The 13,246-nt window shown below is 60.1% G+C and carries 7 protein-coding genes; all 7 read right to left on the reverse strand.

The window, feature by feature from the left end:
* Positions 1-224 precede the first annotated feature (224 nt).
* Positions 225-1,292 (reverse strand): uroporphyrinogen decarboxylase, encoded by a 1,068-nt coding sequence (gene hemE / locus ABIA48_RS12945; RefSeq protein ID WP_277533859.1) that lies wholly within the window; start codon positions 1,290-1,292, stop codon positions 225-227.
* 253 nt (positions 1,293-1,545) lie between these two features.
* Positions 1,546-2,964, reverse strand: a complete 1,419-nt coding sequence (locus tag ABIA48_RS12950) for an FAD-dependent oxidoreductase (RefSeq protein ID WP_429489097.1) — start codon at positions 2,962-2,964, stop codon at positions 1,546-1,548.
* 32 nt (positions 2,965-2,996) lie between these two features.
* Positions 2,997-7,442, reverse strand: coding sequence for a glutamate synthase large subunit (gltB, locus tag ABIA48_RS12955; RefSeq protein ID WP_429489098.1), 4,446 nt, complete (start codon positions 7,440-7,442; stop codon positions 2,997-2,999).
* Positions 7,443-7,791: 349 nt separating this feature from the next.
* The gene (locus ABIA48_RS12960) at positions 7,792-9,387 is read right to left on the reverse strand and encodes an AAA family ATPase (protein ID WP_429489099.1); all 1,596 of its coding nucleotides are present in this window, start codon (positions 9,385-9,387) and stop codon (positions 7,792-7,794) included.
* A 10-nt stretch (positions 9,388-9,397) separates the two neighbouring features.
* Positions 9,398-10,498 (reverse strand): 3-dehydroquinate synthase, encoded by a 1,101-nt coding sequence (aroB, locus tag ABIA48_RS12965; protein ID WP_429489101.1) that lies wholly within the window; start codon positions 10,496-10,498, stop codon positions 9,398-9,400.
* 151 nt (positions 10,499-10,649) lie between these two features.
* On the reverse strand, positions 10,650-11,168 hold the full coding sequence (gene aroK / locus ABIA48_RS12970) for a shikimate kinase AroK (protein WP_033063498.1): 519 nt from the start codon (positions 11,166-11,168) through the stop codon (positions 10,650-10,652).
* 4 nt (positions 11,169-11,172) lie between these two features.
* Positions 11,173-13,242 carry a type IV pilus secretin PilQ gene (pilQ, locus tag ABIA48_RS12975; RefSeq protein WP_429489103.1) on the reverse strand — a complete coding sequence of 690 codons (2,070 nt, stop codon included), beginning with the start codon at positions 13,240-13,242 and terminating at the stop codon, positions 11,173-11,175.
* Positions 13,243-13,246 lie beyond the last annotated feature (4 nt).

Here is a 13,246-nt window from a genome sequence, read left to right on the forward strand (position 1 = left end):
CGTTGTCCTGAACAGGGGGTCTGGAACCTTACTGGGATGGCGAAGAGTTCTATGTAGGACTAATCATCAAGCCGGGCGGGAATAGTCTGCGCGTTCGTTTTTCCGACAAAGAAAGAAAACACTCTTACAGGAAGAAACGCTTTATCCGGGCAATGTTTCTGCAGGCCATAAAAAAGCCTGTCCGGCACAAGGCGGGACAGGCTTCTGGAAAACGGCGTTGGCTGTTATTCGTGATATTGCGCCGACAATTCATGCACGGCACGCAGGAAAGCACCGGCGTGTTCCGGATCGACTTCCGGCGTAATGCCATGACCGAGGTTGAACACGTGGCCGCTGCCTTTGCCGTAGCTGGCCAGGATGCGGCCGACTTCTGCACGGATGGCTTCCGGTTTGGCGTAGAGCACGGTCGGGTCCATGTTGCCTTGCAGCGCGACCTTGTCGCCGACACGGGCGCGGGCGTTGCCGATGTCGCAGGTCCAGTCCAGGCCCAATGCATCGGCGCCGGCCTCGGCAATGCTCTCCAGCCACAGGCCGCCGTTTTTGGTGAACAGGATCACCGGCACCTTGCGACCTTCGTGCTCGCGGATCAGGCCGCTGACGATTTTGCGCATGTAGGCCAGGGAGAACTCCTGGTAGGCCGCTGCCGACAGGTTGCCGCCCCAGGTATCGAAAATCTGCACTGCTTGTGCACCGGCCATGATCTGGCCATTGAGGTAGCTGGTGACCGACTGCGCGAGTTTATCCAGCAGCAGGTGCATGGCTTGCGGGTTGTCGTAGAGCATGGACTTGGTTTTGCGGAAGTCTTTCGACGAGCCGCCTTCGACCATGTAGGTGGCCAGGGTCCACGGGCTGCCGGAGAAGCCGATCAATGGCACTCGGCCGTTCAGTTCGCGACGGATGGTGCTGACCGCGTCCATCACGTAGCCCAGGTCTTTCTGTGGATCGGGAATCGGCAGGGCTTCGATGTCGGCCAGGGTGCTGACGACTTTTTTGAAGCGCGGCCCTTCGCCTGATTCGAAGTACAGGCCTTGGCCCATGGCATCGGGGATGGTCAGGATGTCGGAAAAGAGGATCGCCGCATCCAGTTCTGGATAGCGATCGAGCGGCTGCATCGTGACTTCGCAAGCGAACGCCGGGTTCATGCACAGGCTCATGAAATCGCCGGCCTTGCCACGGCTGGCGCGGTATTCAGGCAGGTAGCGACCGGCTTGACGCATCATCCACACAGGGGTGACGTCTACGGGTTGCTTGAGCAGGGCGCGGAGAAAACGGTCGTTCTTCAGGGCAGTCATGTCGGCATCCGGAAAAAAAGTGCGGGTATTTTCTCAGAGCCGGGCGCAAAAGGCACGGCAAGAGCGGAGCTCTTTTGTCTATCGGGTCAATTTGTCGCAATGAAATACAGAGTTTAGCAACACCGCGAAACAACTGTGGGAGCGGGCTTGCTCGCGAATTCGGTGTGCCTGTCAATATTGAGTCGACTGACACTCCCTCTTCGCGAGCAAGCCCGCTCCCACATTTTGACCGCATCCCATTTCTGGAAAGTGGTCAGACGCCCAGGTAATCCAGGATCCCTTCGGCCGCATTACGGCCTTCGAAGATCGCCGTCACCACCAGGTCGGAACCGCGCACCATATCGCCACCGGCGAAGATTTTCGGGTTGCTGGTCTGGTGCTTGTACTGGCCTTGTTCCGGTGCCACAACACGGCCCTGACTGTCGGTCTGGATCTCGAACTGTTCAAACCACGGCGCCGGGCTCGGGCGGAAACCGAAAGCGATGACCACGGCGTCGGCCGGGATGATCTCTTCGGAGCCCGGGATCGGCTCGGGGCTGCGACGGCCACGGGCGTCCGGTTCGCCGAGACGGGTCTCGACCACCTTCACGCCTTCGACCTTGTCCTCACCGACAATCGCGATCGGCTGGCGGTTATAGAGGAACTTCACACCTTCTTCCTTGGCGTTCTTCACCTCTTTGCGCGAGCCCGGCATGTTCGCTTCGTCACGACGATAAGCGCAGGTCACCGACTTGGCGCCCTGGCGGATCGACGTACGGTTGCAGTCCATCGCCGTGTCACCACCGCCCAGGACCACGACCTTCTTGCCTTTCATGTCGACGAAATCTTCCGGCGACTTTTCAAAGCCCAGGTTGCGGTTGACGTTGGCGATCAGGAAGTCCAGCGCGTCGTACACCCCCGGCAGGTCTTCACCGGCAAAGCCGCCCTTCATGTAGGTGTAGGTGCCCATGCCCATGAATACCGCATCGTATTCTTCGAGCAGTTGCTCCATGGTCACGTCCTTGCCCACCTCGGTGTTGAGGCGAAACTCGATGCCCATGCCGCTGAAAACTTCGCGACGATTGCTCAGTACGGTCTTTTCCAGCTTGAACTCGGGGATGCCGAAGGTCAGCAGGCCACCGATTTCCGGGTTCTTGTCGAACACCACCGGGGTCACGCCGCCACGCACCAGCACGTCGGCGCAACCCAGGCCAGCAGGCCCGGCACCGATGATCGCGACACGCTTGCCGGTCGGTTTGACCTTGGACATGTCCGGGCGCCAGCCCATGGCGAACGCTGTGTCGGTGATGTACTTCTCCACCGAACCGATGGTCACCGCGCCGAAGCCGTCGTTGAGGGTGCAGGCACCCTCGCACAGACGGTCCTGCGGGCACACCCGGCCGCAGACTTCCGGCAGGGTGTTGGTCTGGTGCGACAGCTCGGCGGCCTGGAGGATGTTGCCCTCGGCCACCAGTCTCAGCCAGTTGGGAATGAAGTTGTGCACCGGGCACTTCCATTCGCAATACGGGTTACCGCAACCCAGGCAGCGGTGGGCCTGGTCGGCCGACTGCTGGGGTTTGAAGGGTTCGTAGATTTCCACGAACTCTTTCTTGCGTTGACGCAACAGTTTCTTCTTCGGATCCTTGCGCCCGACCTCGATGAACTGGAAGTCATTATTCAGACGTTCAGCCATTTTAAAACCTCATCAAACTCTTCAGGCGCATATCACTGCGGGTTGGCACGGGTGCTGGAAAGCAACGATTTCAGGTTGGCAGCCTTGGGCTTGACCAGCCAGAAACGACGCACGTAATCATCGAGGTTCTCGGCGAGTTCACGACCCCACTCGCTGTCGGTTTCCTCGACGTACTCGTTCAGCACGCGTTGCAGGTGGCTGCGGTAGGCTTCCATCGCCTCGCCGCTGATCCGCTGGATTTCCACCAGTTCGTGGTTGACCCGGTCAACAAAGGTGTTGTCCTGGTCGAGCACATAGGCGAAACCGCCGGTCATGCCAGAGCCGAAGTTGTAACCGGTCTTGCCCAACACGCAGACGAAACCACCGGTCATGTACTCGCAGCAGTGATCGCCAGTGCCTTCCACCACGGTGTGGGCACCGGAGTTACGCACGGCGAAGCGCTCGCCCGCGGTGCCGGCAGCGAACAGCTTGCCGCCGGTAGCGCCGTACAGGCAGGTGTTGCCGATGATGGCACTGTCCTGAGTGCGGTAGACGCTGCCCTTCGGCGGAACGATCACCAGCTTGCCGCCGGTCATGCCCTTGCCGACGTAGTCGTTGGCGTCGCCTTCCAGGTACATGTTCAGGCCGCCGGCGTTCCACACACCGAAGCTCTGCCCGGCCGTGCCCTTGAAGCGGAAGGTGATCGGGGCGTTGGCCATGCCCTGGTTGCCGTGCTTACGCGCGATTTCGCCAGAGATCCGTGCACCGATGGAGCGGTCGCAGTTGCAGATTTCCAGATCAAACTCGGCGCCGCTCAAGTCATTGATCGCCGAAGTAGCCATGGCGACCATTTTCTCGGCCAGCAGGCCCTTGTCGAACGGAGGGTTGCGCTCCACGCCACAGAACTGTGGCTTGTCCGCCGGCACGTGGTCGCTGCCCAGCAACGGGGTCAGGTCGAGGTGATGTTGCTTGGCGGTCTGGCCTTCGAGGACTTCCAGCAGATCGGTACGGCCGATCAGCTCTTCGAGGGAGCGCACGCCCAGCTTGGCCAGCCACTCACGGGTTTCTTCAGCGACGTAGGTGAAGAAGTTCACCACCATTTCGACGGTGCCGATGTAGTGATCCTTGCGCAGTTTCTCGTTCTGGGTCGCGACACCGGTGGCGCAGTTGTTCAGGTGGCAGATGCGCAGGTATTTGCAGCCCAGGGCGATCATTGGCGCAGTGCCGAAGCCGAAGCTTTCAGCACCGAGGATCGCTGCCTTGATCACGTCGAGGCCGGTTTTCAGGCCGCCGTCGGTCTGTACCCGGACTTTGCCGCGCAAGTCGTTGCCACGCAGGGTCTGGTGGGTTTCAGCCAGGCCGAGTTCCCACGGAGCGCCTGCGTATTTGATCGAGGTCAGTGGCGATGCACCGGTACCGCCGTCGTAGCCGGAGATGGTGATCAAGTCCGCATAGGCCTTGGCCACACCGGCGGCGATGGTGCCGACGCCCGCTTCCGCTACCAGCTTCACCGAGACCAGCGCCTGCGGGTTGACCTGTTTCAGGTCGAAAATCAGCTGCGACAAGTCTTCGATCGAATAGATGTCGTGGTGCGGCGGCGGCGAAATCAGGGTCACACCAGGCACTGCGTAACGCAGCTTGGCAATCAAACCGTTGACCTTGCCACCCGGCAGCTGACCACCTTCGCCCGGCTTGGCGCCCTGGGCGACCTTGATCTGCAGCACTTCGGCGTTGACCAGGTATTCCGGTGTCACACCGAAGCGGCCAGTCGCAACCTGCTTGATTTTCGAGCTCTTGATGGTGCCGTAGCGCGCCGGGTCTTCACCGCCTTCACCGGAGTTGGAACGCGCACCGAGGCGGTTCATGGCTTCGGCCAGGGCTTCGTGAGCTTCCGGCGACAGGGCGCCCAGGGAGATACCGGCGGAGTCGAAGCGCTTGAGCACCGATTCCAGCGGTTCGATCTCACTCATGTCCAAAGGAGTGTCGAGGGTTTTGACTTTCAGCAGGTCGCGGATCATCGACACCGGGCGGTTATCCACCAGCGACGTGTATTCCTTGAACTTGCTGTAGTCGCCCTGCTGCACAGCCGCCTGCAGGGTGTTGACCACGTCAGGGTTGTACGCGTGATATTCGCCACCGTGGACGAACTTCAGCAGACCGCCTTGCTGGATCGGCTTGCGCGGGCTCCAGGCTTCGCTGGCCAGCGCTTTCTGCTCGGCTTCGATGTCGACGAAACGCGCACCCTTGATGCGGCTCGGCACGCCACGGAAGCTCAGGTTGCAGACTTCCTCGGACAGGCCGATGGCCTCGAACAACTGCGCACCACGGTACGAAGTGATGGTCGAGATGCCCATCTTCGACAGGATCTTCAGCAGGCCCTTGGTGATGCCTTTACGGTAGTTCTTGAACACCTCATAGAGGTCGCCCAGTACTTCACCGGTACGGATCAGGTCACCGAGCACTTCGTAAGCCAGGAACGGATAAACGGCAGAAGCACCGAAACCGATCAACACGGCGAAGTGATGCGGATCGCGAGCGGTCGCGGTTTCCACCAGGATGTTGGAGTCGCAACGCAGGCCTTTCTCGGTCAGGCGGTGATGCACCGCGCCGGTAGCCAGGGAGGCGTGGATCGGCAACTTGCCCGGGGCGATGTGACGGTCACTCAGCACAACCTGGGTACGACCGGAACGCACGGCTTCTTCAGCCTGATCGGCCACGTTGCGGATCGCCGCTTCGAGGCCGACGCTTTCGTCGTAGTTCAGGTCGATGATCGCGCGCTCGAAACCTGGGCGATCGAGGTTCATCAGCGAGCGCCATTTGGCCGGGGAAATGACCGGCGAGCTGAGGATCACGCGTGAAGCGTGTTCCGGCGACTCCTGGAAAATGTTGCGCTCGGCACCGAGGCAGATCTCCAGCGACATGACGATGGCTTCACGCAGCGGGTCGATCGGCGGGTTGGTGACCTGCGCGAACTGCTGGCGGAAATAGTCGTACGGCGTGCGCACGCGCTGGGACAGCACGGCCATCGGCGTATCGTCGCCCATCGAGCCCACGGCTTCGTAGCCCTGTTCGCCGAGCGGACGCAGCACCTGGTCGCGCTCTTCGAACGTGACCTGGTACATCTTCATGTATTGCTTGAGCTGATCGACGTCGTAGAACGCCGAACCGTGGTCGTTGTCTTCCATGGTCGCCTGGATACGCAGGGCATTCTTGCGCAGCCATTGCTTGTACGGATGACGGGACTTCAGACGGTTGTCGATGGCGTCGGTGTCGAGGATCTGCCCGGTTTCGGTATCCACGGCAAAGATCTGGCCCGGGCCCACACGACCCTTGGCGATCACGTCTTCAGGCTGGTAGTTCCAGACGCCGATTTCCGAAGCCAGGGTGATGAAGCCGTTCTTGGTAGTGACCCAGCGCGCCGGACGCAGACCGTTACGGTCGAGCAGGCACACCGCGTAGCGACCGTCGGTCATTACTACGCCGGCCGGGCCGTCCCACGGTTCCATGTGCATCGAGTTGTATTCGTAGAACGCACGCAGGTCCGGGTCCATGGTCTCGACGTTCTGCCACGCTGGCGGAATGATCATCCGCACGCCACGGAACAGGTCGATGCCACCGGTCACCATCAGCTCGAGCATGTTGTCCATGCTGGAGGAGTCGGAGCCGACGCGGTTGACCAGCGGGCCGAGTTCTTCCAGGTCCATCAAATCGTTGGTGAACTTGGTGCGACGAGCCACGGCCCAGTTGCGGTTGCCGGTGATGGTGTTGATCTCGCCGTTGTGCGCCAGGAAGCGGAACGGTTGAGCCAGCGGCCATTTCGGCAGGGTGTTGGTGGAGAAGCGCTGGTGGAACACGCAAATCGAAGTTTGCAGGCGCTCATCGCTCAGGTCCGGATAGAAGGCGGTCAAGTCCGCCGGCATCATCAGGCCTTTGTAAATGATGGTCTTGTGCGAAAAGCTGCAGACGTAGTGGTCGGTGTCGGCGGCGTTGGCCACGGACGAGCGACGACGGGAAGTGAACAGCTTGACCGCCATGTCCTGATCGCTCAGGCCTTCACCACCGATGAACACTTGCTCGATCTGCGGCAGGCGCTCAAGGGCCAGGCGGCCGAGGACGCTGGTGTCGATCGGCACTTTGCGCCAGCCGACCAGCTGCAAGCCGGCGGCCAGGATCTCGCGGTTCATGTTCTCGCGAGCGGCTTCGGCTTTGACCGGGTCCTGGTTGAAGAAGACCATGCCCACCGCATATTGCCTGGGCATTTCGACGCCGAAGGTTTCCTGGGCGATGGCTCGCAGGAACACGTCCGGCTTTTGAATCAGCAGACCGCAACCGTCACCGGTCTTGCCGTCGGCATTAATCCCACCGCGGTGGGTCATGCAGGTCAGGGCCTCAATGGCCGTTTGCAAAAGGGTATGACTGGGCTCGCCCTGCATATGGGCTATCAGGCCGAAACCGCAGTTATCCTTGAATTCATCTGGTTGGTACAGACCTGCTTTCATAGACACTTTCTCACCAGGCTGCCTCTGATCGAGGCAAATTTCTTTTCAATTCAACCACTTGCCATCCGCGCCGAACGTACGCCAGCTTTGCGGGGCAAAAGGGAGGTCATTGTACACACCGACACTTGGCCTCACAAATTTGACGACGAAATGTCGCAAATCTATGTCGCATTTGTGAAAGGTTTAAAGCGATCTGCTGTGCTAGTCAAAACTTTTTTAATTTTGACCGCAACGACTCAAAGACTACTGTGACGCAGACACCACAAGGCACGCGGTCTGTAGAGACGGCGCGCACTTGCGGAAATTTTGAGGTGCCTGGAGAGGCGGCCTGGGTAAGGCCACCGAATCTTCAGCGAGTTGTTGCCAGTTCCTGTTGGACGCTGGCGACAGTGCGAGGCCAAGGTTTACCAGCCTGAACCTTCGCTGGCAAGGCCTTGATGGCGGAAACGGCTGCATCACGATTGGCGAAGTTGCCGTAGGTGATCACGTAAAGCGGCTTGCCATTGAGGACTTTCTTGAAATAGCGGTACTCGCCGCCCTGCTCCTTGACGAAACTTTGTGCGGCAGTTTCGGAGCTGGTGCCGAGGATTTGCACCACGTAGTTGCCCGGAGCCTGACCGGCGTACCAGGTACCACCGGCCGCCTTGGCCACCGGAGCCGGTTTTTCGGCAGGCTTGGCCGCCGCCGCAACGGCTGGCTTGGCTGGCGCTGGAGCAGGCTTGGCCACTGGAGCAGGCGCTGGCTTGGCGGTGGCGACCTGAGTCGGCGCAGGTGCCGGCTTGGCCGCTGGTGTCGGCGCAGGGCCGGCAGGAACGCCCACAGGCGGCGCAGTGGTGGTCACCGTCGGCGGTGTGGCGCTGGAGCCTTCGACCGGCACGCCGTCGTCACCTTCAGTAATCCCTCCCGCCGCTTCAGCCAGCGGACCGCGCATGACCGGCTGCGAATTACCGACCAACGGCAATGGCATCGGCTGCGTGTTGCCAGCGAACTCGACGGCCGGAGCACCGCCATTCGCTGCTGGCTGTCCCTGACCCTGACCCAGCGACAATTGCGCCTGTTCGTTGGCCGGTGCACCCGTAGTCGGTGCCTTATTGCGACCCGGCATCAACCAGGCGGCAGCTACCGCGACCACGACCACGGCGGAAATCGCCAATACGTGTTTCTTCGGCATATTGAACCCCATTTTTGGACGCTTGACCGCTGAGCGGCTGGCGATCATGGCTTCGATCATTGCATCGCGGGCGACCTGATTGATGCTGCCAGGCCAACCTTCGGAGCTTTCGTGAATATCAGAGATCTGATCCGCGGTGAAAAGTTCGATACCGCGACCAGCGCCTTCGAGCCGCTGTTCCAGATATTCGCGGGTTTCTTCCTCGGTGTAGGGCTGCAACTCAATGACGTGGAAGCGCTCTTCTTCGAGACTCAACTGATCCAATTGAGCAATCAGCGAGGTTTCACCGAACAGGAACACATGCGGACGGCCTTCAGGTGCGCCGGCCGCCAGGACCAACAGAGCCTCAAGGGCGGACTCTTCCAGTTGTTCGGCGTCATCGACCAGCAAATAGACTTCCTGCCCGGTCAGGGCAAGCTGCACCACTTGAGCCAGAATAGCGTCGACATCGGCCTGGCCGACGTTCAGCGCCTGGGCCACCTGGCGCAACACCCCCGCCGCATCGCCAGCGCCGCGGGCAGAAACCACCACACTTTGTACCGATTGCTTGTTGGTGCTGGCGACCAGTGCCTGACGCAGCAGGGTCTTGCCACTGCCCTCGGGGCCGGTGACCACCAGCAGCAACTGACTGTAACGGGCCAGGTGATGCAGTTGCCCCAGCACCGGTTTGCGCTGGGCCGGGAAAAATTTGAAGCCAGGCACCCGTGGAGCAAAAGGGTCATGACTCAACTGGTAATGGCCGAGGAAAGCCTCGTCGGCATGCAAACTAGTCATCGTGTTCTTATTAACCTTTAAGCTGAGCCAGGGCGCGGTAGTCTGCCCCCAGCGTGGCCTGTAGAACCTCTTTCGGATAATCGTCGGTCACCACCGCTTCACCCATGTGGCGCAGCAGCACCAGGCGCAAACGACCGTCGATCACTTTTTTATCAATGGACATATGTTCGAGGAAATCGGCTTCTGTCATCTCTTCTGGCGGAACGACCGGCAGACCCGCACGCTGGAACAGACGAATGCCACGATCGCGCTCCTGTTCGCTGATCCAGCCCAGTCGCATGGACATCTCCAATGCCATTACGGTGCCAGCAGCCACTGCTTCACCATGTAGCCACACACCATAGCCCATGTGGGTTTCAATGGCGTGGCCAAAAGTGTGGCCCAGGTTCAATGTGGCACGAACGCCTGTCTCTTTCTCATCGGCACCGACCACCGCCGCCTTGGCTGCGCAGGAGCGTTCGATCGCATAAGTCAGGGCTTGCTGGTCCAGATTGCGCAGGCGGTCGACGTTGTCTTCGAGCCAGGTCAGGAACGGCTCATCACAGATCAGCCCGTACTTGATGACTTCAGCCAGCCCGGCGGACAGCTCGCGGGCCGGCAGGGTATTGAGGCTGGCGGTATCGATCAGCACGACATTCGGCTGGTAGAAGGCGCCGATCATGTTTTTGCCCAGCGGATGATTGATGCCGGTCTTGCCGCCCACCGAAGAATCGACCTGCGACAGCAGTGTGGTCGGCACCTGGATGAAATCGACACCGCGCTGGTAGCAGGCGGCCGCAAAGCCGGCCATGTCACCGATCACACCGCCGCCAAGGGCGATCACCGTGGTGCGGCGGTCGTGCCGGGCAGTCAGCAGACCATCGAAAATAAGTTGCAGGGTTTCCCAGGTCTTGAAGGCTTCGCCGTCGGGCAGCACCACGGAAATCACCGAGAACTGCGCCAGGCTGCGGGTCAGACGCTCGAGATAGAGCGGCGCAACAGTCTCGTTGGAGATGATCGCTACTTGTCGTCCGCGAATGTGTGGGGCCAGCAGCTCAGGCTGATCCAACAAACCTTCGCCAATATGAATCGGGTAGCTGCGCTCGCCTAGATCGACCTTGAGTGTCTGCATGTGTCCCCACAGTGAAAATGGAATCAGGCGTCCTGCCTGGAGTTAACAAATGTCCACGACCTCTGCTGGTGTGACGCCGTTCGGTAGCCATCCGCCACAACCTTGAGCAGTCATGGCAGGACGCCGAGGATAGCGCATTTCGCGCAGCGCTTTAACGGGGTGGCAACTGCTGCAAGCGCTCTAGAATGTCGAGTACGACCATTCGTGGCGGCCGCTCATCGGTTTCGACCACCAGGTCGGCGATTTCCCGATAAAGCGGATCGCGGATCGCCAACAGATCCCGCAGGGTCTTGGCCGGATCGGCAGTACGCAACAGTGGCCGATTGCGGTCGCGGGCCGTGCGGCCAACCTGCTGTTCGACCGACGCATGCAGATAAACCACCCGCCCACCGGCATGCAGCGCCCGGCGATTGGCTTCGCGCATGACTGCACCACCACCTGTCGCCAGCACCACTCCGTCGTATTCGCACAGCTCGGCAATCATTGCCTGCTCGCGATCACGAAAGCCCGGTTCGCCTTCTTTATCGAAGATCCAAGGGATATTGGCACCCGTGCGCAATTCAATTTCCTTATCGGAATCTTTGAACGGCAGGCGCAGCTCTTTGGCCAGCAACCGGCCGATGGTGCTTTTTCCAGCGCCCATCGGTCCAACAAGAATCAAATTTCGCACAGAATCAATGACTCACAGCAATCGCCTGGTTATTCATGATACGCGGAGTGAGGAATACCAACAGCTCGGATTTTTTCTCCGAAACCACATCACGCCGGAAAAGGCGGCCAAGATACGGCACATCGCCAAGAAATGGCACCTTATCTACAACCTTGCTCTGAGTATTTGAGAAAACCCCGCCAATGACGATGGTTTCGCCATCGTTGACCAGGACCTTGGCGTTGACCTCGTTTTTCTTGATCGGCGGTACATCCTGGACCTTGTTGAGGAAGTCCGGTTCGTCCTTGGTAACCTTGACCTCCATGATGATCCGATTGTCTGGCGTGATCTGCGGCGTCACCTCAAGCGATAGCGACGCCTCCTTGAACGACACCGAAGTCGCGCCACTGGAACTGGCTTCCTGATAGGGAATCTCAGTGCCCTTGAGAATTTTGGCGGTTTCCTTGTCGGACGTGACCACCTTGGGTTGCGAGACAATTTCCCCGTTGCCGGTTTTCTCCATGGCCGTCAGCTCCAGGTCCAGCAAGACATTGTCGGTGATGAACGCGATGCCGATTCCCGAAGTATTGTTGACCGCTCCCATGTCGACGAACGGTGTGTTGGTGCTGGTACTGCCGGGCGTGCCGATGGTCGACGAGCCATTGACCCCATTGCTGACGCCGGAAGTGTTCCAGTTGCCCCTGTTCTGTATCGAACCGCCCCAGCGCACCCCGAGGCTTTTGTCATAGTCGACGTTGGCTTCGACGATCCGCGCTTCGATCATCACCTGGCGAACCGGGATATCCAGTTGCGTGACAATCCTGCGCAGCTCATCAAGCCGTTCCTGGGTCTGGTAGGCAATGATGTTGTTGGTGCGCTCATCGACGGTGATCGAACCTCGCTCATCGGCCTTCGCTTCGGCACTGGTCACCGACTGGAACAACTTGGCGATATCCGCCGCTTTGGCGTAGTTGACCTGCAACAGTTCCCGACGCAACGGCGCAAGGTCAGCGATCTGCTTTTGCGACTCCAGCTCCTGACGCTCACGGGCAGCAATTTCATCGGCCGGAGCGACCAGCAGGACATTGCCAACCTTGCGTTTGTCCAGTCCCTTGGTTTTCAGCACCAGATCCAGCGCCTGGTCCCACGGCACATTCTGCAAGCGCAGGGTAATCCCCCCTTGTACCGTGTCGCTGGCCACCAGATTGAGATTGGTGAAGTCGGCAATCAGTTGCAGTACCGAGCGCACATCGATGTCCTGGAAATTCAGCGAAAGCTTCTCGCCGCTGTAGGCGTGTTGCCCGGCATTGCGTTTTTGCAGGTCGGCGACCGTCGCCGGTCGGACGCTGACCGTGAGTTTACTGTCGGTCTGGTAGGTCGAGTAATCGAAGGTGCCGCCGGGTTCGATGCTGATGGTGGCCCGGTCCCCGCTGGCGCTGGCATTGACGAACTGCACCGGCGTGGCGAAATCTTTCACATCCAGGCGAACTCGCAAGGGTTCAGGCAATCGGGTCCTGGCGAAGCCGAGGATGATTTTTCCGTCGCGCTCCTGGATATCCGGGGCAATCGACGGGTCCGACAGGTCGATCACCACGTTGCCTTCGCCCTGGGTTCCCCGCTGGAAATCCACACCACGAATGGCCTTGCCTGCCGGAGTCGCGGTTCGGACCTGGGCTGGTGCTGGAGAGGCGACCGGCCGGGACGCCGGACCTTTGGCCCCTTGCCCGACCACCACGAACAGCGTGTTGCCTTCGACCCGCGAGCTGTAAGGGGCCGGCTGACTCAGATTGATGATCAACCGCGCCCGGTCCCTGGACTCGACCACTGTGGCGCTGCGAGCGTTACCGTCGCCCAGGTCGCGAGTCTTGCTGGTCAGTTGGCTGACGACACCCGGCAAATCGAGCGCAATCCTGGCCGGTGACTCCGTCGTGTAGCCGTGGGGCATCGGGGGTGGCTCATCGAAGGACAACTTCAACTCGACACGGTCTCCCGGCTGCGCAGCGACATCCAGCGCCTTGAGATTGGCCGCTTGTACCATCGGCGACAACAACGCTATCCATAGCGACAGTCCGAAGGTGGAGAAAATCCTGTTCATTATG

This window comes from Pseudomonas sp. S30_BP2TU TE3576, from assembly GCF_050436025.1.
GTDB lineage: Bacteria > Pseudomonadota > Gammaproteobacteria > Pseudomonadales > Pseudomonadaceae > Aquipseudomonas.